General features: G+C 39.5%; 18 protein-coding genes. 8 read left to right on the top strand and 10 right to left on the bottom strand.

Going from position 1 to position 24,169, the window contains the following annotated elements:
• Positions 1-204 precede the first annotated feature (204 nt).
• The 6 genes from C9J47_RS10565 to C9J47_RS10590 all read right to left on the bottom strand — a co-directional run bounded on the left by C9J47_RS10565 (position 205) and on the right by C9J47_RS10590 (position 9,154).
• Entirely contained in the window at positions 205-1,296 is a 1,092-nt protein-coding gene (locus C9J47_RS10565) for an SIR2 family protein (RefSeq protein ID WP_107253504.1), read from the bottom strand.
• Between the two features lie 13 nt (positions 1,297-1,309).
• On the bottom strand, positions 1,310-2,965 hold the full coding sequence (locus C9J47_RS10570; RefSeq protein ID WP_107253505.1) for a restriction endonuclease subunit S: 1,656 nt from the start codon (positions 2,963-2,965) through the stop codon (positions 1,310-1,312).
• A complete protein-coding gene (locus C9J47_RS10575) occupies positions 2,965-4,467 on the bottom strand; it encodes an N-6 DNA methylase (protein ID WP_107253506.1) in 1,503 nt (500 codons plus the stop codon). Before C9J47_RS10575 ends, C9J47_RS10570 begins: the two co-directional genes overlap by 1 nt.
• A 169-nt stretch (positions 4,468-4,636) precedes the next feature.
• Complete coding sequence (hsdR, locus tag C9J47_RS10580; protein WP_107253882.1) at positions 4,637-7,027, bottom strand: EcoAI/FtnUII family type I restriction enzme subunit R; 2,391 nt, start codon at positions 7,025-7,027, stop codon at positions 4,637-4,639.
• 202 nt (positions 7,028-7,229) lie between these two features.
• Positions 7,230-8,606, bottom strand: coding sequence for a DEAD/DEAH box helicase (locus C9J47_RS10585; protein WP_107253507.1), 1,377 nt, complete (start codon positions 8,604-8,606; stop codon positions 7,230-7,232).
• Positions 8,603-9,154 (bottom strand): hypothetical protein, encoded by a 552-nt coding sequence (locus C9J47_RS10590; protein WP_011218519.1) that lies wholly within the window; start codon positions 9,152-9,154, stop codon positions 8,603-8,605. The genes C9J47_RS10585 and C9J47_RS10590 overlap by 4 nt, the downstream gene beginning before the upstream one ends.
• Positions 9,155-9,304: 150 nt before the next feature.
• On the opposite strand from C9J47_RS10590, the gene C9J47_RS10595 reads away from it, so the two are divergent.
• The 8 genes from C9J47_RS10595 to C9J47_RS10630 all read left to right on the top strand — a co-directional run bounded on the left by C9J47_RS10595 (position 9,305) and on the right by C9J47_RS10630 (position 18,492).
• Positions 9,305-9,610 carry a helix-turn-helix domain-containing protein gene (locus tag C9J47_RS10595; RefSeq protein WP_107253508.1) on the top strand — a complete coding sequence of 102 codons (306 nt, stop codon included), beginning with the start codon at positions 9,305-9,307 and terminating at the stop codon, positions 9,608-9,610.
• A 412-nt stretch (positions 9,611-10,022) separates the two neighbouring features.
• A complete protein-coding gene (locus tag C9J47_RS10600; protein WP_107253509.1) occupies positions 10,023-11,489 on the top strand; it encodes a hypothetical protein in 1,467 nt (488 codons plus the stop codon).
• On the top strand, positions 11,479-13,047 hold the full coding sequence (locus tag C9J47_RS10605) for a site-specific integrase (protein WP_107253510.1): 1,569 nt from the start codon (positions 11,479-11,481) through the stop codon (positions 13,045-13,047). Before C9J47_RS10600 ends, C9J47_RS10605 begins: the two co-directional genes overlap by 11 nt.
• Positions 13,047-15,572, top strand: a complete 2,526-nt coding sequence (locus C9J47_RS10610) for a hypothetical protein (protein ID WP_107253511.1) — start codon at positions 13,047-13,049, stop codon at positions 15,570-15,572. Before C9J47_RS10605 ends, C9J47_RS10610 begins: the two co-directional genes overlap by 1 nt.
• Positions 15,569-16,030: a hypothetical protein gene (locus tag C9J47_RS10615; protein WP_231854932.1), complete on the top strand. Its 462-nt coding sequence runs from the start codon at positions 15,569-15,571 to the stop codon at positions 16,028-16,030. The genes C9J47_RS10610 and C9J47_RS10615 overlap by 4 nt, the downstream gene beginning before the upstream one ends.
• On the top strand, positions 16,020-16,475 hold the full coding sequence (locus C9J47_RS10620; RefSeq protein ID WP_107253512.1) for a hypothetical protein: 456 nt from the start codon (positions 16,020-16,022) through the stop codon (positions 16,473-16,475). The genes C9J47_RS10615 and C9J47_RS10620 overlap by 11 nt, the downstream gene beginning before the upstream one ends.
• A 270-nt stretch (positions 16,476-16,745) precedes the next feature.
• Complete coding sequence (locus C9J47_RS10625; protein ID WP_170107493.1) at positions 16,746-17,987, top strand: AAA family ATPase; 1,242 nt, start codon at positions 16,746-16,748, stop codon at positions 17,985-17,987.
• On the top strand, positions 17,968-18,492 hold the full coding sequence (locus tag C9J47_RS10630; protein WP_107253514.1) for an ATP-dependent DNA helicase: 525 nt from the start codon (positions 17,968-17,970) through the stop codon (positions 18,490-18,492). The genes C9J47_RS10625 and C9J47_RS10630 overlap by 20 nt, the downstream gene beginning before the upstream one ends.
• Before the next feature lie 220 nt (positions 18,493-18,712).
• Here C9J47_RS10630 and C9J47_RS10635 read toward each other — a convergent pair whose 3' ends face one another.
• The 4 genes from C9J47_RS10635 to C9J47_RS27085 all read right to left on the bottom strand — a co-directional run bounded on the left by C9J47_RS10635 (position 18,713) and on the right by C9J47_RS27085 (position 23,490).
• Positions 18,713-19,288 (bottom strand): hypothetical protein, encoded by a 576-nt coding sequence (locus C9J47_RS10635; protein WP_107253515.1) that lies wholly within the window; start codon positions 19,286-19,288, stop codon positions 18,713-18,715.
• Positions 19,288-19,761, bottom strand: a complete 474-nt coding sequence (locus C9J47_RS10640) for a hypothetical protein (protein ID WP_107253516.1) — start codon at positions 19,759-19,761, stop codon at positions 19,288-19,290. The genes C9J47_RS10635 and C9J47_RS10640 overlap by 1 nt, the downstream gene beginning before the upstream one ends.
• A 429-nt stretch (positions 19,762-20,190) precedes the next feature.
• Positions 20,191-21,393, bottom strand: a complete 1,203-nt coding sequence (locus tag C9J47_RS10650; RefSeq protein WP_107253518.1) for a HEPN/Toprim-associated domain-containing protein — start codon at positions 21,391-21,393, stop codon at positions 20,191-20,193.
• Between the two features lie 54 nt (positions 21,394-21,447).
• Positions 21,448-23,490, bottom strand: coding sequence for a hypothetical protein (locus C9J47_RS27085; protein ID WP_170107494.1), 2,043 nt, complete (start codon positions 23,488-23,490; stop codon positions 21,448-21,450).
• Positions 23,491-24,169: the final 679 nt, after the last annotated feature.

The following is a 24,169-nucleotide window of genomic DNA, read 5'->3' on the forward strand; positions in this document are numbered from 1 at the left end:
TTCCATTTTTTATCAGTAGATAATTCTATTTGTGCTTATAGCGTTGGATTTCATCATTATAGTTGTCAATTTTTTTGATAAGGCTTTCGAATTTGCTGTAACTTAGTTTCGGTACAAACGTATCAGCAATTACGTATTGGGATGTAGATGTTTGAGTTCATGGTGATTGGTATACATTGATTATAAGGTTAAATAAATAGCACTCTAAACTATCATTAACCCAATTATTTCATTGACTTTTTCATACTGATTGTGTTCGTACCATATTGGTTTTATATTACAAAACATTAGTCGTTGTTCAAGCTCATAAAATTTGTCATTATTTTCAGGTGCTTCAATAATCGCGTAGTGATCCGCAATTTTATTTCGTTCTTCACGTTCAAAAAGTTGTTCAAATGCTTTAACCGTTCTATCAACTTCAAGACTACAACCAATAAATAAAAAGGAGTGACTTAAATATAGATGTGTAAGTAATTTAGGTAATGGATAATCGATATCAACAAGACTTTGGGCATCATTACTATATGCTCGTTGATATTCTGCTTTTGTAAAAACCCGATATTCAGGGTTATCCATATTCCCATGTAGTTTTAATAGGTATCTATCACCACGAGTCATTGCTTTAATGAAATTATGAGGATTGTTCAGCCCAACGGTCTTTTCTTTAAAGGATTTACCTTGACGGGCATAACAATCTTCAATAACTCGATCAAAGTTCGTAGTTATTACGCAAGCATTAAAAATATCTGGGAAATTCCAAACATATGAATTTTCAGGATTTGCATGTTCAAAGTCCTGCGTAAAGTAGAATTCAAACGCCCTTCCTCTAGGTTGACGTAAAATAAGGTCAAGTAAGTCTTCCAGCATGTTACCACTTAGATGCTGTTCGATAACATCATCATCAATATCGACTTCTTTAGCTTTACATTCTAGATAACGACTCCAACTCTGGCAGCCCGCACTTATTGATGCTCCAGCACCAATGAAAGGTGTCACTTTATTTGAGCGCTGTGCATTTAACAGCTCATCAAAATTTTGTTTGTTACGTGGAAATACTTCAGTATTTAATACACTTGAGAATCGTTCAAGTCTAATACGTTCACTTTCTTGATTATAAAGATTTAGGTCTCCATGAAATAAAGCTAAACTTGGCTTCGCTAGTAATACTGGGTCATCTTCACCTTTCTGAAAATAAACAGCATACCCCGATTCATCATCATCAATAGTTTCATTTTCAGCTTTATATTCATGATAAGTTTGCAATGGTTCTAAATTATTTGTCATAGCATCAGGCATGGTTCAATTCCTATTAAAGCGACTTGGCAACAATCGCATCAGCAAGGTGAATTTGAGTTATTTGACATTGATTTAATTTCAGTCTTAGGTTTTCAATAATTGAAAATATTCGATTCACTTCGTTAACTACTTCCAGCTGCACCTGCTTATCTGCAGGAACTGGAATACTAACGTTCTCAACGACTTTTTTACTGATTTTCGGCATTGTGCCTGAAGTTCCAGTCATCTGAGACCACATTGACTCTCTAGAGCTGGAGGCTGAAAGTACTAGTGATAAATATTCAGAGGCAATAAGTTCATTTGTTCTTAACTTCATCATAAGATCTGGATATATGTATCCTGAATAATCTTTATCGACAATAACATTCGAGCCAACAAAAGTAGCAGAATTACCTCGTTGAATTAAAATGTCGCCTTCCTTTAGCCATAGATGAGATTCAGGATCGACGTCAACATCAACAAACTTAGACTGTTCAACATTAAGATATCCATAAGAAGTAGCACCAAGTTTTAGTACTTTACAGTCAGTTGGTGTTGGGGCCTCTTTTGGTGAAACCCCGTTTCTTGGCCCAAAACATAATAACTGTTTAACTGTTTTCATTTCGAAGTTACCGAAATCAACGAACTTACCCGTAATCGCCAATTGCAATACGGTTTGTTTTAGCAGGTCAATGCAATACTCTGTTGTTAATAAAATATCAAAATGTTCGCTTACTCGTGCCCAGTTTTGCGTCAGTTCACCTGCATCCGTGCTATTGGTAAGCGTTGCAAACAGAACTTCTGCTAACGTTTTTTGCGCATCAATATTAGATTTGGTTTGCTGTTCCAGTTGATCGCAAAGTGCCATTAGTTCATCGACTTTGGTGACAATGCGGAGTTGTTCAGCTAAAGGAGCTAATGGAATAGGAGCTGATTTCAATTTATCTTGAGATATATTCATCTGGCTTTCAGCCATGCCTGACTTTGCCGAATCTAAATATTCAGCAGTTGCCCCAGCATTCAAACATAACGATATATATCGCTCACACATTTTAATATCAACCAAGTGAAATCTGATGATTTTATCTGAAATCATTAATCTTGGGCGTGTACGTTGAACTAAACAAGAAACGCCAACTCTATTTTTGGGGCCAGCCCTAGTAATCAAAATATCGCCAGTCTTAACCTCATATTGATGTTTAGGTTCTTTATTAACTGGAAGCACTTTATTTTCATGCTCTCGGTATTCCATAGATTGAACTGCGGTAGTCTTCAATACTCCCCACTTTTCATCTGATGGCGACGGTTCAGGAGGGCAAGCTGGGCTCCATCCTGCATCCATTACTGTAATCAAATTTTGAAGGCTTACCCACTTCCAACCTTTAGGTTCTCCAAAAGGCTTTTCTTCATCAGTGATCTCAGGAAAAACTTTTTGCTTTTTGATTTTATTCTCTTTCACCAACAGCGCTTTTTCTTCTGCAATACGCTCAAGAAGTACAGGTGCGGGCTCATCGTTGAGATCTTGAGGTAATAACTTACCGTGTACGGCCAATTCTAAAATCAATTCACGCAGCTTCTTTACGCCATAAAGCTCAAGTTTTTTTCCGTTACCACGTCCTGATGCCAATTTGGTTTTAATCGCAGATGTCCAAATGTCGATATTGTCGGTGATTAGCGTTTCTACAGACATTATTTACCCTCGCCTGAAGACTCTTTACCTGAAGATAAGGCAGCGGCCAAGACATTTTTCAGTTGGTTGCGTAATTCACTGATCTCTTGCTGTTGCTTACTGTAGCTTGCCAATAACTCTTCAGGATTATGGTTTACTATTTCACCTTGGTATGGATTTTTAATATCAAGGTTGAAGTTGCGCTCGATGATTTCATCAATCGACACTTTCCATGCTTGATTGTTTTCAACACGGCTAGCAAAGCCATCGTCTTCATTGCCCCACCAATCTAGCTCAGACTGGAACTCTTCAAACTTCATTGGCTTGGTTTTACTGTAGTTTTTAACGCCTGTTGGGTATGGATGCTCGTAGAACCATACATCTTTGGTTGGTTCACCTTTGGTGAAGAACAATATATTGGTTTTAATACCCGTGTATGGGTTAAACACACCATTAGGTAAACGAACAATGGTGTGAAGGTTACATTCTTCCGTCAGCATCTTTTTGATTTTGGTTTTTACACCTTCGCCAAAAAGTGTTCCATCTGGCAATACAACGGCTGCACGGCCCCCTTTCTGTCCATTAACTGGCGAGGCAAGAATTTCAATAATCAGCTGTAGGAACAAATCCGCCGTTTCGCGGGTTTGCATTTCCGCCGGGAAATTCTTCTCGATACCGTCCTCTTCTGTTCCACCAAATGGCGGGTTAGTAACAATTACATCAACTTGCTCATCCCAACTTGAAAGAGGTTTAGCTAATGTGTTCCCGTGCTTAATCTGTACTGGTACTTCAATACCATGAAGTAACATGTTTGTAGTACATAGCAAGTGAGGTAACTGTTTTTTCTCAACACCATGAATTTGAGATTGAAGCGCTTTATGATCGCTCGCAGACTTCACGTAGTTAGTTTTAACGTGATCAAATGAGCACGCAAGGAAGCCACCTGTACCACATGCAGGATCCATAATGGACTCACCCAACTTAGGATCAGTAACTTTGACGATGAACTTGGTGATGGCGCGAGGGGTATAGAACTCACCTGCATTACCCGCACTTTGCAGGTCTTTTAGAATTTGTTCGTAGATATCACCAAATAAGTGGCGTTCACCAGAGTCGGTAAAGTCGATTTCATTTAGCTTGTTGATCACCTGACGCAGCAATGTACCGTTTTTCATATAGTTGAAAGCATCGCTAAAAGCTTCTTTAACGACAAAACCACGAGGATTTTTATCAATAGGCGCTGTCAGGTTTCTCAAATCATAAAACAAACGAGCGTTAACGAATTCTAGTAACTCTTCGCCTGTCATACCTTGGTCATCGGCAGCCCAGTTGCGCCATAGGTACTGCTCAGGGATTGGCGCTCGGTAATCATCTAGTTCAAACTCTAGCTCTTCTTCTTGCGCATCAAACACTTTAAGGAATAGCAGCCATGACATCTGCCCTAAACGCTGTGCATCTCCATCTACACCCGCATCTTTACGCATGATGTCTTGAATTGATTTAATTGCTGAACTTACCGACATGATTATCTCTTTATTTCGTTGGGGTATTCATCATTTTTGTAGCGTGGAAAGTCTCCGACAACTGCAAGCTTTATGATGAATAAAGGCTTGATTGAATAGATTCAACCAAGCCTGAAATTTGTGTGGGATTATAGCGAATTACACGCGTTATTTCTAAGGTAGCAGCGCATTAAGCGGACTTAATTTCACGATAAATTTCTGACTCTAATTCGTTAACTGCTTCTATGTATCCTTGTTTACCGCCAAACCCTTTCTTAGCGATTTCAAGAGGACGCCCGATTTCAACAATTTGCTTTGCTTTAAGCGCATCCTTAGATTCAATAGCCTGTACACCTTCGTCGGCATATTCATCTAGTAAGGCATTTAGTACCCTTTGAGCAACGTCTGAATACTTGGTGAAGTAGTTACGTTTCTTCACATTGTTTGCTCGTTCTTTACGCGTTAATGCTGGTTGATCGAACACGACGTGGCAAATCATATCGAATGGGTCGAGGTCTTTACCGACTTCTTGCTCTAGTGCTTCCCAAATGATGCCTTCGTTTGACAGTTCATCGATAATGGCCTGCTTACGCTCTGCGTCGTTCCACTTTTTGGTAAAATCATCAAGCGAAGCAAATTGTTTAGCGATGGTTTTACGGGTGTAATCTTTAAAAGATTCGGTAACAAGCTTGCCGTCAGTATCATAATATTGAACACGCTCGGCAATCTTCTTCACGGTTACACCAGACACATGGAATTTAATGTAGCGAGATTCTTCTTCAGTACCCCATTCAGGCTCTGGTGAGCCAGTTCCAGCGTTATCGCCATTGGTGTCAGTTTCTTCTAAACCATCATCTGGGTTCTGACCACCTTCCTCTGTATCTCTTATTTCAGGTTCTGTTCGGTCGCCCCCCTTATCAATATCATCAACGCCTTCTGGTGTTGTTACTATGACTTTTTCAGGGATGCCGTCAAAGCGCTCATCCGCAAACAGTTCGGTGGCTTTTTTGAAATCGAGAATGGTAAACCACAGCTTGCCATAGCGGTCATCAATACGTGTACCACGACCAATGATCTGCTTAAACTTAGTCATCGATTTTATGTTCTGATCAAGTACGACAAGTTTGCACGTTTTGGCATCGACACCTGTTGTCATCAGTTCTGAGGTGGTCGCAATCACAGGGTAAGGCTTTTTAGGGTTGATGAAGTTATCTAACTGGGCTTTACCTAAATCATCATCTCCCGTTATTTTCATTACATATTTTTCGTTTTTCGCAACTTGCTCTGGATTCATGTTAACCAGAGCCCGACGCATACGTTCAGCATGATCGATATCGTTACAGAACACGATGGTTTTCGACATTGGGTCGGTACGCTTCAAATACGATGTAATTGTTTTGGCTACAAGCTCGGTACGTTCATCGATGATTAACGTACGGTCAAAGTCTTTTTGGTTATAAACTCTGTCTTCAATAATTTCGCCGTTTTTATCAACCTGTCCTTTGGTTGGTCGCCAACCTTGACCATCAACATCAAAATCTATGCGTACAACCTTGTAAGGTGCTAGGAAACCATCTTCAATGCCCTCTTTGAGGGAATAGGTATAAACTGGATCGCCAAAATAATCGCTATTAGAGACTTCATCAGTCTCTTTGGGGGTGGCTGTTAAACCAACTTGGGCAGCACTACTAAAATATTCAAGAATTTCACGCCATGCGCTATCTTCAGCAGCACTACCACGGTGGCATTCGTCGATAATGATAAGATCAAAGAAATTAGGATCGACTTGCTTGTAGGCTTTCTGCGACTCTTCTGGCCCAGTCAACGCTTGATACAAAGCTAAGTGAATTTCAAAAGCAGGATCAACTGTTCGGCCTGTTACTTTTGTCATCGCAGAGCCAAACGGTTGGAAGTCATTAATACGCGTTTGATCGATAAGTATATTACGGTCAGCAAGGAAGAGAATGCGCTTCTTATTGCGTGCTTTCCACAAACGCCAGATGATCTGAAATGCGGTATAGGTTTTACCTGTACCTGTTGCCATCACTAATAACGCACGGTTTTTACCCGAAGATATGGCTTCAATGGTTTTATTGATCGCCTGTAGCTGATAGTAACGCGGCGACTTACCGCTACCATCGTCATAGTAATCTTGTGTAATGATTGAGCGTTGCGCTTCTGTGTAGCCTTTCCAAGCGCAATACTTAGCCCAAAGTTCTTGCGGTGTGGGGAAGTCTTCTAAACGTATTTCTGATTCAAGCTGGTTTTCCTCAGGCGTACCAATTTTGGTTTTATCGTGGAAAATAAAACCATCACCATTGGATGCAAAGATGAAGGGAACCTCAAGTAAGCGAGCGTAATCAAGCCCCTGCTGCATACCCTTGCCAATTTCATGCTTGTTGGCTTTCGCTTCAACAACGGCCAACGGCATACTTGGCTTATGGTAAAGCACAATATCAGCTTTCTTGACGGTTTTACGTACACCCATCTGACCACGAACAATCACCTTACCATCTCGAAGAGCAACTTCTTGACGAATCTGCGTCATGTCATCCCAACCAACCCCTTTGATGGCTGGCATAATGAACTTTGAAATGATGTCAGTTTCAGTAAGGTTCTTTTTGTTGATGTTCTGATCTGATACGCTCACCGTGCCCCCTTAAATAATTGGGATAATACGCTTGCGCATAATATACGAAATGGCGTTTTGTGCCAAACTTCCAATGCATTTAAGTGAGTAATGTCTAGATTACAAGTGATTGCTTTAAGATATACATCTAAATTTATATCTTAAAGAGTGATATTACTTTCTGACGGTATTGACCAATCAATTGATAATCTGGCGCCTTGTATAGTTCATTTGAATTACCATTGTTACTTAGGTTGGTATTTGTTCGCCCATCAAAGCGTAGTGACAGTTCACTAATACCATTTGGCTGAGACTGTCCTGTTTGACCACCATGGCTATAGTTAGCAGCTTCATTTTCTAACTCATAGATAACATGAGTGTCAGGTAAATCGCTTTGAATTCTATTTGCATACTTAACCAAGTTGGCTTCTGCGAAAGTGTAGAACCATGCCTCTTGGTTTACTGAGGCGTTTACCCGCAAAATTCTGCCAAGCACTTGTCGATAGTACATTTCGGTTCTTACGTGGCTTAAATAACAACACACTTGAAGTCTCGGAATATCTGTACCTTCTGAAATCATCCCTACACTTACAATCCATTCGGTAGTTTGCTTTCTATAACTATCAATGATCTCAGATGGCATCGAGTCTTGATGTGAAACCATTACAGTACTTTGACCAAATTCGCTTTGAAGCATTTGTGCTAATTCAATGGCATGTTCAATCGAAGAAGCTACAACTAAACCACCTGCATCTGGATTTTGTTCTCGTAACTCAGATAATTTTGATACACCTTGAGAAAGGATATGCTTCATCGTTTCTTGTTCAGAAATGATTGATTTGTAAGCTAAGTCTGAACCAGAAAAAGCATCTGTCAGGCTACCAAATATTTTGGCATCTTCTTTCCCTGATGTAACGGTGATCCTGTCATTATCAATCAGTACAATTCGTGGTTGACGACAAACGGCATCGGCAACAGCCTTTTTCAAACCATAAGTGAAATCACATTCAATTTGGTTATCATCAAGATACCTACCTAGTGTTATCGGTAGTCGATCCGAACGCCACGGTGTTCCAGAAAGCCCCAATGTATACGTTGCATAGTCACAGATATTAATCAAGATTTGAGCACCCCAAGCATTAGCATTTGCAAGACGATCCCCGGCGCAATGATGAAGCTCATCAAAAATCACTAATACACGATACTCACGTAATATTTGCCAAAATTCTGGTGTGAGCGTTAGTAAGCTTTGATAAGTATACACTCCACCTAATGCTCCTATTGAACCATTAAAACTCCGGCTTAGATGGCGTTCAAAAGTACGTCGGATTCCCTGCTCTACTTCTTTTGTGGGACAGAAACATATGACGAAATCTATCTTATCTTGCTTAACTAATTGCAACGCTACTTCAGCAGCCATTGTGGTCTTACCCGCAGCAGGAGTCGCTAAACACATAAAGTGTTTTAAGTAATTATTGTATTTCTGTAGTACTTGTTTTACGCAAGCAGATTGCCATTTTCTTAGCTTCACCCTTGCACCCTTTTACAATCAGTAAGAATTGTCTCGATGGCAGTAACTTGCCCTAGTAGCCTTGAACACTTTTCACGCGCTTGCATAAAGTAAATTTCAAGCTGAGGTTTCAGTTCAGGCAGTTTTTCATGTAGGCGTTGATATTCTTCCGACTCAGCAATACTTGATGATAAATCGACCTGATACTGTTGCAGTTCTGCTTGAAGGAATGAAACAACAGCACCAACATCAGCTCCTTTAGGGAGTTCATGAGGTGCGCTTTGATCTTCACTTAAGCAGAGCAACACGATGGTGGATTTATTAAACAAATCAGTTTTTTTATACGTCGCATTTCGTACTGTGTTGCCTTCTTGCTTTAGTAACAACCCTTTTTGCAGCAACCTTGTTATCTGTCGATAGACAAACTTACGAGCTTCGATCTTGCAAGCCTCGTTTCGATTACAGCTAAGGTAAGCATCTCTCAGTTCAAGGACGGTGAACTCGTCCATCTCGTTTGCAACCAATAATGCATGCATTTTTTCATTAATCTTAAAGACTTGCTTTTCCACAGTTACTTTTACTCACGTATTTGACTTTAAAAATGTCTACATGGGTATGCCACTCAGCTCACAAACCCAATACTTAGGATTGCTAAGTATACCTGAATGGTAAAAACTTAGAAAATCTAAGTTATCTAGGATTTATATAATGAAGTTTTCATGTATACAGAAAACCCTTTGCCGATACGACTCAAAGAAGCTCGTAAGGCAGCAGGTATCAGTCAGAAAGAGTTGGGGATTCGCTTGGGAATGGACCCAAGCTCTGCGAGTGGGCGTATGAACCACTATGAAAAAGGCAGACACATGCCTGACATTGCAACCCTTCGTCGTATCGCTGACGAGTTGGGTGTTCCACTCTCCTACTTTTTCTGTAATTCGGACAATTCGGCGAAGTTAGCTTGTTTGATTGAAAAGCTATCAGAGGAAGATAAGAAGGAGCTTATTAGAAAGCTTGAGGGTGGTTAAGATACCTGACCTTATCCAATAAAGTTTAGTTAAAGCAGAAATAAACTGTTATCTATTCCTATTGAGTAGAAGCCAGTTAATGAGATGCAGGCTGTCAGATTTGACTACGTCATGAACGCCAAAATGTCACGCTGACATGAGTCATATAATTAGAATGAACCTTTTATGCGTTTTAATGCTTTGAAATTACCTGATTTCAGGTGGTTCATGAGTTTGAGCTCCTTACTTAGGTTAACCTAATACTATTAAATTCTTAAATGATGTTCTCAGTAATTATTCACCATCTTGGTGAACTCCAGAAAAGTTAGATTCCGCTCGGGGCACCATAACTTATAAATCCCCCAAACTCATTGGAAAAATGAATCTTGTATGACTACTATAACTTCATAGTCTTATGCAGATAGGATCACCAATGTATAGCGTTAGTAAGGTTTACAGTGAAGACCAGCGACACTCCACTTGGGTGCTTGAGGACACCGAGACCTGCATGCCTGTCTTACACCCGACGTTGTTTATGTTGTCTAAATCTGGTCATGCTCAGTCAACACATGAGAAAGATCTCCGTGCGATCAGTTTCTTTTATACATTTTGGGAGCGTAAATTTGGGCACTCTTTCTGCTATTCCTTAATTGCCAATAAATATGACCTCAGTGAGCCTATTAGTGAGCTGGAGAATTTCTTTGATTGGCTTTGTACCAAGCAGCATTTAGATGATATCCCTCTTGATGAAACGGTACACCATATAAATTCTGCGCCAACAAAGTTTAAGCAGACAAATGCTAAGCGTGTCCAAGTTGTTGCCCGATTCTTCAAATATCTCATCTCTCACTACATCACACTCAAATACCAAGACTTATCGGTGAAAGAATGCCGCAAGATACGGCAGGATTACCGTGATGAGTTAGCTGAGTATGAAAAAGAGTTAAAATTACTATTGAAGCAAGGCGGCAAAGGCACTGGCACATATTCGGTCTATAAAAGTATTCCCGATTTGATGCGCAGGGCGATTATTGTAATCTCCACCCCATCTACCCCATCACGGCCTAATAATCGTAATCCATTTAAGCATAAAGATGAGTGGATGCAGCAATTCATCCAGCTTCGAAACGACCTTATGATACGGCTATACTTCAATTATGGCCTAAGGCGTGGAGAACTGTTACTCCTCGATATTGATTCGGTAAAGATGTCAGCGCCAACACCTTCTGGTGAGGTTAAATATCTCCTTGCCGTGACTAGCCTTGATGATGATTACATTGATCCTAGAAGTTATGAGCCATCAATTAAGACTGCATATTCACATCGGGTTTTAAGCCTTACTAAACGCGACTACACGCACCTGAAAGGGTTTATTAATCAGTACCGCGCAAAATTATTTGATGATGATATCGAGAATCATAAGGTTTTGTTCACCTCATCGCAGTCTCCTTATAAACCAATATCAGTATCTAGAATCAAGGATATTTTCAATATTCTCGACGGGACAATAACAAAACACTATCCAGATTTCCGCAACACAGCCATTTATGAATCATTACCCCGCCTTACACCTAAGGTTGCGAGGCATACATGGGCATACGAAATGTTGAAATACAATTATGCCAAGGAGTATGACGCCTCAATAAAAATAGCAGCTCATACAGGTGGAGAGTTTATTGGTGAGAAACAGATTATGGAAAACGTTGTTGATTCTCTGAGAAATCTTGGCGGTTGGTCTGATTACAGTGACATGCCGAGAAATTACGGCAAGCGTTTCTTTGCTGAGCAGGCAAACCAGAAGAATATTCGTAGGGTTAATGAAGATGCCAAGAAGGTAAAGGATGAATTGGAGTCCATCATAGAAACTGAGAAAACTGAGGATATTTTCTATGCGTTCTAATGCGATAGCTATACCTTCCTTTGATTGTTTTAGTGCCGCTCAGAAGAAGGTGATAAATGCTCTTGAAATACCGAACAAATTTGTTTTTATGGCGGCGGATGAATTTGATGATAAATACGTTAAGACGACTGGTGATTCATGGAAGTTTCGTTATTCAGGTGCTGATTTGCACCTTGACTTTAGTAGCTTTGAGTGTGGTTACCAGAAGAAATTATGCAAATACCTAATACGTAGATACGTTATCGACCATATTCCTTTTACCACCAAGACATTATTGTATGGGTTTAAGCAGATATTCATTTGGCTCAAAGAACAAGGGGCTTCTTTCTCAGAAAAAACATTTATACCACTACTCCAGAGCGGTGAATACTCAAGTTTCAAAACAAGGAACGAAACATTCTTTTATTTATTGTTCATGTTAAGGGAGCTAGGTTCCATTGACTTCCCTGCTATTGGCGAAGATATTGAAGATGACTTGGTAGTATTGCCTCGGCCTGATAATGACAATTGGGGTATCTATCAGAATGCGGGTGAAGCAATCCATGAGCGGCGAATCTCACAAGTTGTCAAAGGGCTTTGGCGGATGAGTAATAACATCCAGAAAGGCACCGAATTTTCCAAAATGGAACTACGAAATAACTCGTACTTGGGAATTGCCTATGTTGCAGGGCCACGAGCAACGCAGTTCGATAAATTGAAGGTGTCTGACTTTAATGTAGACACAATAAGAAAGGCTGGAAAAGCTACCCGATATTCCTTGAAAATCCCTTATGCAAAAAAAGGTCGTGTTGTTGATGTTACTGAGAGAATGGATATCGCCCTGCCAGAAGAAGTCGGCGTGATACTTGAGACTTATATTTCAGCACATGAACTTGATGATACTGACAAGCTATTTCCTAGTTTTGCTCAATCGAGTGATTCAATAAATAAATGCATAAGTAAGTGCTTGGATGTTTATTGTCAGGATGATGTTAAAATTTCATTGAGCCAATTTAGGCATAATGCTGCCCACTCACTAGCAATGCGTGGTGCTTCAGCCGAAGATATCGCCTATATCCTTGGTCACACCTCTCTTGTTGTTGCTAGGCATTATATTATGGCAACACCAGAGTTGGCATTAGTTCGATTAAGAGCGCTTGGAATGAATCAAGCGTGGAAAAGTATCATTCAACTAATGACGACTGGCGAATTGGTTTTTTCAGATAGGTGGACAGGACGAAAAGTTGCTGGAGTTATAGGTGGACAGCTTCACTATCACGTAGGTGGCTGTGACAGAGATTGTGCAGAATGCCCTTTTGCTGAAGTTCGAAGTTGTTATTCATGTTTATTCTTCAGGCCATTTATTGATGGTGATCATCTTGCAGTTCTATACAGCATCCAGAAGGAAATAGTACAGACTGTTACCTTATCTGATGATATTGGTGACATGGGTAATCCAGTTATCCCCCTACTCACCGTAATGAGGGGTGATGTTATGTCAGTAATGAAGCGACTTGAAAAGCGATACGGTAAAGGCTTCGGCAATTATAATGATATCGAATTTGTTGAGGTGCAATAATGAAAGAGAACTTAGAGATACTTGGACAATTCATTGCCGAGCAAAAGATTCGTTGGGACTTAATGAATCAAGCGTATAATTCAAATGTTTCTTGGGATAAAGATAAGCAACCTCTAGGAGCAAAAGGTGTCGCTTGGTTAAGTGGTACTGGAAATGGTGCGAAAGCTCAGTTCCATCAAGTTGGAAAGATTAACAAGATAAAAGAAACATTCGATATCACTGATAAGTATTATCAGGACTTTATGAAGGCGTTTTTCGTATCATCTTTTAACCCTAACAAAGATGCGGAGACACCATCAGCTTCAAAGTTGAGGGCGGCTAACTTATTATTACGCCAGTTATACTATTCGTTGAAAATGACAACGGGACAATCAAATCCAATTTATCTTTCTAGTGAGGTGTTCAACCATGCAATGGGTATGATTGCTGAAGCTAAAGCCAAAGACATAACTAACCTTAAGAACTCTGCTATTGGGTTGCAGTCAATATCAAGGTTTTTAGATGAGAAGAAGTTTGTATTAACTGAAATTAGTTTCGTTTCAAAATATGGCTCACATAACACTACTAACACCAAGAAGCGACAGAAAGCGATAGACGTCAAACTGGCCGAAGAAGGCACATTAAATATTAACGATGCTGATGATGACAAAGATAAGTTAATATCAATAAAGGCTTTCCTCAACGTTATTGCATTGATAAACATTGTAGAGGATGATGGTGAAATTATTCTGTTAAACCTGTTGCTCATGTTAATTATTACTGGCTTTAGGTTTGATGAAGCAGCCTCATTAAAAAAAGGCTGCACCGAGCGCGTCCCTATTAAGGGTGATGCATTGAAATTGGCGAAGAAGTTTAAGCTGTGCGAATACAACTTAAAAATTAATTACCTTGGGATGAAAGGTTCTAAACAAACTGTCCATTGGGTTGAGCCTAATGCAATCCCCTTAGTGGAAGCAATTGTTGCTGCCGTAGAAGGAGTGACTGAGCCTTATAGAAAAGTTCTTATTCGGGAGAGAAAGTTTGGATTTGCCGATTTCTTGCCTCCTGAAATTCACAAAATTGATGGCGAATTTGTTGAGCTTGATGATGTATGTGATTATTTACTTAAGTCTTCAGCAAGCGGCAAATATTGGTCAGATATACGCGACAAAGGAAAGAAAGCGCTAACCAATATTGGTATTCTCCCGGTCGAGCAAGAAAAGAATGTCGGTGTAAAAGCCTCAAGTAAAACGCTTACATACTATTCTAAAGATGATTTGAATAAGGGCTTTATCAAATTAGCTCAAGATAAAAAGCACCTGAAGGAAAATAGTCAATTCAATAAAGTGGTTGTTCACCAGAAAAAGAAATATCCTGTTGATTATGAAGAGCTTTTGTTCATAGTGCCCTATGGTGGTTCAAACCTTGGTCGTGGTCGTGTATATAAGAATTTCATCATTTATATCACTCATCCAGCAATACAACGTTTTCTCGGCACTGCGGGAGGAATGTCTATCTTCAAGAAATACAAGTTATTTGACGAGGATGGCAACCCTACAGAACTATTAACTCACATGCCGCGCCACAATATTAACACCTTTCTTGCAATAGCAGGTATTACTGACCATTTGCAAGCGATGCTTATGGGCCGACGTGACATAAGGCAAAATGAGGCTTATAAACATCTTAGCCTTGCTCAGGAATTAGAATCACCGTTGCCTGATCTTCTAGGTGATTTGGATGAAGGACATCAGTTTGATTTTTTCTCAGATACCAACAACCCTGTTATTCAAGAAAGTGATTCAAATGATGTAGTCGATGATCTAGACGAACTCTTTAGTGACTCACCATTAGATGAAATGGAGATGACCAACCCTGTTAAATATACCAAAGTGACAGGACAAATTGTATTTGACCCAGATATCTCATTAGAGAGCAATTTTAAAAAGTCGCTTCACACTTACGGCGATAAAGATGAACAGGCAAAATATCTTGCAGATATGGTATCCGAAGATTTTTTACCAGAATTAAACGATGCCTACAATGAATTATTGAATGAAGGTAAGAAAGAAGAAGCTGAAGAATTATTAAGACGACACGCTGAACTTAATCCACTAGTCCTTGGCACCTGTACGCGTAATTTGGCTCAATGGGGATGTCCATTTGGTGCAAAATGTGTGAATGGTGAAGAATGTGGATATCATGCAATGACAGGTCGAAGTGGCGAATTAGAAACCATCGTTAAACATTCTATTAACGCCAAGAATAACCTTCAGAAGTTAGAACTGATTGCTGAAAAAGATGATGCCTTTAACTACTCACTGAATAAAGCACGTAATTCAGTTTCGATTCTAGATAAGATGAAGAAAAAATCTCAGGAGGCGTTAGCTAAAGGCATTATTGTCACGCTTATTGACAAACCTACTCCAGAACAACTTGGTGCCTTTAAAAAGCCTACAACACTTGCTGATTATTTCGCTATTGAACATCAGCGCAACAAGAAAGGCTATTCTTTAGATGATACTGTAGTTGAAGAGGATAAATGATGGGTGATTTAAGAGGATCTGCACTCGATGAAGCAGTCGCTGTTGAGTTAGAGCTAATCAAGGCTGAAGGTAATGTTGAAGAAATAACACCGATATTGGTACATAAGCGTCTTGTAGCTAAAGGACTTATTACAGGTCAGGTTAGCACCCTTACTCCTAGAAAAGGAATGATTGAGAAGGTAAATGCCGAATACCTGAGTGGGCTTGGTTTCACTAAGCGCGATATGGATCTTTTTAAATCCAGAAATAACAAGCTAGCATTTAGAGCAAACATCGAAAGACTTAGAGAAGAAAAACAAGAACTAGCTAACCAGCTAGCAACTAACACATACACAATGATCGCAATAATAAGGCTGCTCAAAACCAACACTAATATCCCTATTGAAGCTATCTTGAGTTCTTATTTGGTTAAGGAACTTAGGACGGTAGAAAACATGAAGGATGATGATGTCGAATAATAAAAGTCAGAATGGCACAAGTAGGTCTGATGAAATATTCGCAGACTTTCAGGAATGGAAAAAGCATGTGTCTGATGATGAAATTCGGGAAATTATTAACGACGATGATTGTCTTAACCGAACGGAAATTTCCAAAGCCTTGGATTGCTCTCGTTCTGCTGTTTATTCAAATAGAATGCAAAACGCAATTACAGAATTCGAAGATGAGAAGCGAAAAGAAGGCATCCTTCCTAAAAAGTCTGAGCAAGACGTTAGCAAAGACTCAAACAAAAAAAGCTCTAATTCCAATAAAGGTGAAGCGCTAGCTGAATTTAATGGCTCCAACAATGAACTCCTCTATCTAAGGAAGAGGAACTCTGACCTTGAAGAAGAGAATATGATACTGAAAGCTGAGTTAAAACGATTTGGCGAACTAGGTGCGCTTATTTCTGATGAGCTTGACTAATGCAAGATAAGTTAACAGCATACATCCGAGTTCGTACCATTTGGAAAGAAGGTGACCGTTTTTTCATGAATGGAAAAATAGTCAGACGTGATAGTTTGCAGGTTGCTACTGCTCTATCTTATGTTGCCGTTAACGTGCATATGGATAGTCTACATGCTAAACCTAAGAAAGGAGATTACTGGAACATATGAATATCGCACCGAGACATATTCGAACAACTATGAGAGAACAAGGGTTTACTTCGAGAACCCATCTAGCCTTGAACTAACAATGCCAAACGATATTGATGAAATGATAACTTTTATTTCTGATAGCAAAGAGTTTTATCGAATTGGCAGGAAGACTATGGTGGATGCACAGGATGTATTGCGAGAAGAGTTATTCCCCTCAATTATCAATAAAGACCTAGAGAAATTAAGGACAGCGTTTACCGATAAGCAAGTAGAAACCTTGATCAATGGCTTTGAGCGTTTTGAAAACCTACGCCATTCGATTTGGCTCTCACAGCATCACATTCCTCCAAATATCCAACAGAAACTCTTCAAATTAAACAAGTCATTTGATCCGCGAGATATAAAGAACAATCCTTATGAGTTGGTAACGCTAGGATTATCCTTCGAGCAGGCAGACAAGATAGCAAAAGAGTCATTTGGCTTTACTGGAGACCATCCATATCGACTTATAGGTGCGACTAATGATGCACTGAAATCTATATCAAAATGGGGAAACACATGGGCAACCGCTGACCAAGTATTACCGCTAGTTCGGAAACGGCTTAAACTTGACGTTAATGAGTTTGACCTTACTGAAAGCGCAATGTCATTAGCCGTTCGCAAATTTGGCTTCACTGAAATAAACGGCAGATTCCACCACGGAACCTATTTGTTTATGGAAATGGTGATAACTCATCGTTTCAAAAGTATGCTTTCCACAAAAGCAGAATGGACTGACTTGCACCCTGAAGTTATTAATAAGGCGATGGAGAACAACCCATTTTCACTCACTGAAAAGCAAGCTGAAGCTGTATTTAAAGCTCTTGAATACAACCTCGCTACAATAATTGGTGGCGCTGGTACAGGTAAGACAACGGTATTGCGTACTGTCTTAAGAGCCTTTCATGAATTAGGCTATAACATCCATGCAGTTGCGTTGGCTGGTAAAGCTGCGATGACGTTAAAAAAGTCAGTTGGTTTTCAAACATCAACCATTGCAAGATTTCTCGGCCAGAAGCCTCTGGTAGAAGGAAAGCATGTCGTTATTATCGATGAGGCATCAATGGTTGATTTACCAACCATGTTTCAGATAGTGCTTCACTGTAGCCCAGACGTTCGTTTTATATTGGTAGGTGATGATAACCAGCTTGCATCTATTAGAGCTGGATTGGTTCTAACTGATATGGTTCGTTCTGGAGTGATGCCTGTAACTGAGTTAGATATAGTGCAAAGGCAGGAAGGGGCTACGGGTATTCCAGATTATAGTCGCAACAAACAACATGAAAGATGCCATCAATAAATATTGCCAAGCCACTTTTAATGGGGCATCGGAACCCTTAATAGTTGATATGGGTTACAGGAAATTCGGTACTAAGTTCAGAAAAGGTGACCCAGTAATATTTACTAAGAACAACTATGAAGTCGACATCCAGAATGGAACCTTAGGAAAGCTCATTAGTGTAACGCCCGATGAGAAGAAGGGTTCATTTGGTGAGGTCGTACTTGATGAGGGAAGGACAGTTTTATTAACCCAAGATTTGTTGGCAAAGTTGGATTTGGCATATGGTATAACGCTCCATAAAGGCCAAGGTTCACAATTTAAACGGGTATTAGTTGCTGTTGAGAATAGTGGTCTAGTTGACCATTCATGGGTATATACAGGCATCACAAGGGCAGAAGTAGAATTACATTTGTTTGGGGCAGAGTATAAGTTAATTAGCGCCATTACAGGTCTAAGCGCAAAATATAAACGGCAGACATATCTGGCGGATTTACTAAAAGAGCACATCGAGCCTTTGGCATAAGGCGCTTGGATCGGTTGAATTAAGCGGAGCGCAGCGTAGACAATTCAATCGGCGCGAGTGCCAAAACTCTGCCGAACGGCAGTGATGCGAAGCATCAAGCAGATCAGGTGTACTTACTCTTACACGATCTGACACTTTGTCTCTTAAGACAGTGCAGGCTTTATCATATTAATTGTACAATATAATTTATTCTAATATATTTGGCTTTTATGCTCTGAGACTAATCTTTTTTCTCTTCATTATCGTCATCTGGGTCTGGGAGCGTCGCTATTCGATCTTTTAACCTATTTAAACCATTTACATCTGCATAGTCAATGTAAACCCCTCTCTTCCCATGAGCTTCTCTATGTTCATCCATCCTCTCCTTGGCTTCGTCCGTAACCACAATATCTTCGTTTGTGAATGCAAGCAAATGGATTGCACAGCGAGCGTTCTTTGTTGTATCCTCAGAATGATCATCTGCCATATCAGCTGAGAATGTTTTTCCACTTTTCACATCAATGCGCACTTGTAACTTACCTCGACCTTTAGTTTTGAGTCTTGAAAAGTCGGGTAGATCTTCTGGGTTCGCACCAGTCAAATCACACGTAAGTTGAATTGCATCATCTGTTTTGGCGGAAACGACAAAGTCTCGGCCACCATCAGAAGCGTTAGTAAACGTCTCGCGCTTAACATCCATACCTTTTATTCGTATAGCAAGCTCATTAAACACATTTACTGTTCTAAGTTCTGAACGTTTTGGCTTTTCATTATCGTATGGTTTTCGCTTTGATTTCTTAGATTTATCATCACTCATTATCCGTCCACCTTGATAAACGCATAATCATCATCCTCGAAATCTCTTTGTTTTTTGTAGAACAAATTAAGAACATTAAGGAATGTGATCATAACAGTAATACTATCTTTCAGTGTTTGTGCACCATCACAAACAGCATCATACAGTTCAACAGCAAAACACTCATCACCACTAGGAGCTTTGTTGCCCCCCTTGCTAGACAAGTCATCATTTTGTTTGATCACCAAGTCCTTATAGGTGCACTCCAATTTCAAAATGATTTTTGCTACATCTTCATTGCGGAAGTGATCGATAGTGAAACTTTTATCGGAGTCAGGGGCGAAATAGACCTTTGTGGAAATAATTTCGAACTCATTTGCAAGCATATTCAAAATAGCGTCTGGAGCAGCTACGCTGTCAATACGCTCTACGCCGCGCTCATTTAACCTGTCGCCTTCTGACTGATATAAAGCTAATGTTAGTTTTTGAGACATGTTAACCTCTCGTTAGTATCACTGTGATACTAAGCCACTTTATGCCTTTATTTTAAAGATGTTAAGAGCCAATTATCAGTTCTAATACAGTCATCAAGCAATGCAGTAAAAGCAGTTGCTTTATTGCTAATACAGTTAGAAAAATTTAACGACACTTACTGGTGAACGTTTGTGCGAAGGATGGATCGTGAAGTGTGATTACTCTAACACGTAAGGGCATAAACGTGCCAGATAAAGAGGCTGGCACGAAGTGGGACAAAAAAGAGCTAGAAGTTATGCACCCGCTCGTGAGGTTCAGATTAGCAAAAGTAAGTCAAATCACTGAGAGAGCAAAACGCAAGACTTGCCCTCAATTGTGTGCTCAGATCACACATCCAATGAACATTAATTCATGCATTTTAGAGTTGTGATTACTGAGTTTTCAATCAGTTAACTATCCACCAAAAGAGCATCAACAATTTGAAGATCAACATCTTTAATTACACTACGTACTAGCTCAATAAGCTCAATAACATCTTGTTGGGATACATCAACAGAGAATCCGTCTGCTTTCTTACCATTGCGATGTACAATATCATGTCTTGTGAATACTGATGGTCGCAGCTTAGACAGTTTGTCTTCTGGAAACTCGCAAGCTAGAACTTTCTTGTACAACTCTTTTACTATGTCGATGTTATGAAAAGAAATCTTGTCGATTTCATCATTTAGTGTTTTTTCTAACGAATCAAAGAATGAGAACACATCCTTTTTTGCAATTTTCTCTTTAAATGATTGATGAGACTCAACAAATCTACGCTTAATCGCGCTTCGATTTAGTACATTACGCTTCATCGTGTCTGACAGATACGCTTCCATTGTCGTAATGACACTGGCAAAAACCATTCTTTGTAGAATCACGTTGTTAGCAGACTCATTCAGCGTAGATAGTTCATCCAGTGACGTACAAAAATGCTCGTGAAACTTCGTCTCTCCTGCTTGAACTTCAGCGATATCATCAAAATCACTAACCCATCCACCGTTAACTAAGTCTGTTATATCAAGGACACACTCAGCATCATCTGAACAATTTTCCAACAACACAACTGCATACGTTTCAGCATACATACACGGAAAAGTTGAACCCGCAAAACCCTGATTATCATCATAAACACTGTGAAATGCAGACAATATGAACGACAACAATGGTTTCCCTTCTATGTTTACTTTTGGGTTAAAGTAATCTGTATCGAAATCTGTACTCGATTTATTGAAAGTTTTGGGAAGAGTACGCAGCCAATCTTGAAATCCATGCTCTTCAACAACTTTCAAATCAGCTGTTAATTGCTCAGAATCGTCAGCATAAATGCTGTCAGGATTATCTCTGCAAGACTCAAGAGACTCTTTCATCTCAGCAATCCAAGAGGTTTTTACTTCATTGAAGTCCAATTCAGCTGATCGCAAATCGTAACCAGCTAACTGTAGGCGGCGCTTAAGTGCTTTCGCATCGACTTTGTAACCAATGAAATCGTCTATCTCTTCATCATCATGTACATCTCGAACCCTATCCTGTTTTGTAAAAAACCACTCATCAAAAGTGTTATTCCAAGACAATAGTTCTTGATTATTGATGTTTATATCTGCGTAACTTCCCACTTAACTCTCCAGCTAAAAACAATCTGCACTTATTTGATCAGCAATGTGAATGACTTACATAACCATATCCATTTTGGCAATCTGTTCCTCATAATCTGCTGATTTAAAAACTCTGAAGTTATGTTCTTGTTCCATTCGATAAGTTGGACTTGCATCTTTCAGCACAAATCTGCGCTGCAATATTTTGAACGAGTCTTGATGGATTGGAGGAAGCTGAACGTTACTATACTCAAAAGAGTCTTCAATCTCGCTAAGCTGAGGAGGGCTTGATAAGTAGGTTTGAAGATTATTTTTCAGCTCTTCCAAATCTGCATACAATTCATACCATGCAATATCTCTCATATTACCTTGCTCACACGGAACTGACATCAAACTCATAGTCTTTGACTCAAAATATGCTTTCAATATTTTTTCATCAACAACTGGAATCCCATCAAACTTATAACCAATAAACATTTGAGCGCTATTCACAATACATTGAGCAAATTTATATTGCTTCGTTGAGTCAAACTCCCATCCTAAGCGCTCAAATACCAACTCTATGTTATCCTGTAAGAACTTTGTTTTTCTGTTTACTTGAATACCCGCATATTCAAGAGTATCAGCAGTACGCTGCTTCATTATTTCAGAATCGACAGTGAGTGTGGCTTTAAATTCACCAACGATTATCAGGTCGTCAATACGAGCCAATAAATCAAACTCTTCCTCTCCTGACGGGAGTTTGATGCGTTTTCCAACTGCTTGGTCATAATCCTCTATAAATTCGTTCTGAACTAACTGTTCGTTTAGCATATCAATAACAGTCTGTTCGTACTTATACCCCTTCTGACCTAAATCAATGCCTAGTTCAACACACCACTTTTCGATAAGTCTTGTCATTACGGGTGAAACTAAAGCACTCACCGATATCGCATACTCATTATTGGATTTTTTGACTAATGGTTGACACCATAGGTCAGACGTCTTGTCTGCTTTGAATGTCATAAAATCCAGAATATTTGTGATTTTTTCAGAATCTAGACCTGTAGCTTTCGTCAATGCCAACTTTAATGAAAATGCTTGTACTGTGGGACAAAACTCCAAAAGTTTGTTAAGACTGAATGCACTATCATCTTCTGGAAATCTCTCCATAAGATCACCAGACATTAGCATTAAACATCTCATTACTGACAATGCATCTCTAATAGCAAAGCCCTTGTCATGTTCTTTGATTAACCACTCTTCGGGATAATATTTGAGCATATCAGTAGTAGTGATCTGCCAGTGAGTGTTCCGTGATAAAGTCATCTCGTCGGCATCTTTCACATTTACGACTTCAACAAGCTTTCTTTTTCCTCGTTTTCTTACGACCACATATTTGTCATTAGAGAAAGTTGCTTGAATTGTAGGATCACTTGCAATGTGTCTTTTTTGAGAACCGAGTCTTTCTCGACGAATTGCACTACTTTCGAATGAAAACTCAAAATCAGACGCTGGCTGCTTAACACAATAAATTTTCTGCTCTTCATCGACTCGAATAATGTCATAGTCAGACCAAAACAAGCACTGCCACACATGTGAATATAATTCGTACAATTGAGACAAGTCGATTTCACGACGAATAAAGTTCATTAAATCAATGGGATCTGATGACGCTTTAATCAGTTCATTATCATCGATTCGCTTCTGGCACATACGAATTGCTGGCTGTAGCCCATCAACACATCCATGAGAGATTTCTTGAAGTGTTAATGAGTTCCCCATGTAGTTGGCATTTATCTTAATGCCAAATGCGCTAGTTCTAACCTCTGCAAAAGCAGCTTTCATAGCAACTGCAAGTTCTCTATTTGACATTGCCAGATAAGCTAACATCAACTTTTCATTAGTCGTTTTGGGGGCTCTTAAGTAGATTTCGTCCAACATTGTGCGGATTTCAGAGAGCAAACTATCGATAATGTACCCAGCTGCAAAAACTTTTCCGTCACGTTTCGAAGCTTTGTCTTTAACTTTCCCCCACTCCTCACCCCACTTATCTAATTTAAAGCCAAATCGTGTTGGTGGTTTGATTTTGTTCTTGATTATTTTTTCGACAAAAACGTCTTTTACTTTATCACTCATTGGATCAATTCCTTAGTTTTATAAGGCGTATGATACCAGTAGAGCATTGCTCTTTAAATCAGATAGTTACGCAAATGAACAGTTAGACACAGTGTTTGTTTTTGGACAGTTTCTTGATACGAACCAGAGAATTGAAATCGTTTCAATGGCATGATTTATCGTAGATTTTTCTGGGAGGCTCTATGACGGACTTATACACCAATAGCAATTCGAAGCAAGATTTCATCAGACATGGAATCATCACTAGCATAGAAGATGGTATGGACGTTTTTATAGCATCCGCATTCTTCACCGAATCTAGTGTCATTGGGGTCACGTCTTGCGTTTTGCTAATCCATTAGATCATGAATCGCAAAAATAGTTTTCAGCAACTCTGATTTTCATTGGCCCTAACAAACTTTGAGGCAAAAGCCGTTTTAAAGCAATTTGTCAGATCTGGTCGAGTCGTGATTTGAACGTTGACTGATAACATCTAACTAATCCATCTAAACACCATTCAAGGGCAGGTTTCAAGGGCATGACAATCTGTAAGTTTCACGAAATTAACTTCATGGAAAAACGCTGAAATTTGCTGACATCAGCCATTTTTGACCTATTAACCATAACTTCATGAAGTGATTTTTTCATGACTTTCCTCCAAGCCCCCTATTCCTGTGGCTTTCAAGCACTCACACACACA

Source organism: Photobacterium indicum (genome assembly GCF_003026215.1).
Lineage (GTDB): Bacteria > Pseudomonadota > Gammaproteobacteria > Enterobacterales > Vibrionaceae > Photobacterium > Photobacterium indicum.

Excerpts from the sequence above, each read along its gene's own strand:
- C9J47_RS10570 (WP_107253505.1), bottom strand. The coding sequence starts at position 2,965 with ATGTCTGTAGAAACGCTAATCACCGACAATATCGACATTTGGACATCT.
- C9J47_RS10610 (WP_107253511.1), top strand. The coding sequence starts at position 13,047 with ATGAAAGAGAACTTAGAGATACTTGGACAATTCATTGCCGAGCAAAAG.
- C9J47_RS10635 (WP_107253515.1), bottom strand. The coding sequence starts at position 19,288 with ATGAGTGATGATAAATCTAAGAAATCAAAGCGAAAACCATACGATAAT.
- C9J47_RS10565 (WP_107253504.1), bottom strand. The coding sequence starts at position 1,296 with ATGCCTGATGCTATGACAAATAATTTAGAACCATTGCAAACTTATCAT.
- C9J47_RS10640 (WP_107253516.1), bottom strand. The coding sequence starts at position 19,761 with ATGTCTCAAAAACTAACATTAGCTTTATATCAGTCAGAAGGCGACAGG.
- hsdR (WP_107253882.1), bottom strand. The coding sequence starts at position 7,027 with ATGCCAGCCATCAAAGGGGTTGGTTGGGATGACATGACGCAGATTCGT.
- C9J47_RS10600 (WP_107253509.1), top strand. The coding sequence starts at position 10,023 with ATGTATAGCGTTAGTAAGGTTTACAGTGAAGACCAGCGACACTCCACT.
- C9J47_RS10595 (WP_107253508.1), top strand. The coding sequence starts at position 9,305 with ATGTATACAGAAAACCCTTTGCCGATACGACTCAAAGAAGCTCGTAAG.
- C9J47_RS10625 (WP_170107493.1), top strand. The coding sequence starts at position 16,746 with ATGCCAAACGATATTGATGAAATGATAACTTTTATTTCTGATAGCAAA.
- C9J47_RS10630 (WP_107253514.1), top strand. The coding sequence starts at position 17,968 with ATGAAAGATGCCATCAATAAATATTGCCAAGCCACTTTTAATGGGGCA.
- C9J47_RS10575 (WP_107253506.1), bottom strand. The coding sequence starts at position 4,467 with ATGTCGGTAAGTTCAGCAATTAAATCAATTCAAGACATCATGCGTAAA.
- C9J47_RS10605 (WP_107253510.1), top strand. The coding sequence starts at position 11,479 with ATGCGTTCTAATGCGATAGCTATACCTTCCTTTGATTGTTTTAGTGCC.
- C9J47_RS10620 (WP_107253512.1), top strand. The coding sequence starts at position 16,020 with ATGTCGAATAATAAAAGTCAGAATGGCACAAGTAGGTCTGATGAAATA.
- C9J47_RS27085 (WP_170107494.1), bottom strand. The coding sequence starts at position 23,490 with ATGAGTGATAAAGTAAAAGACGTTTTTGTCGAAAAAATAATCAAGAAC.
- C9J47_RS10615 (WP_231854932.1), top strand. The coding sequence starts at position 15,569 with ATGATGGGTGATTTAAGAGGATCTGCACTCGATGAAGCAGTCGCTGTT.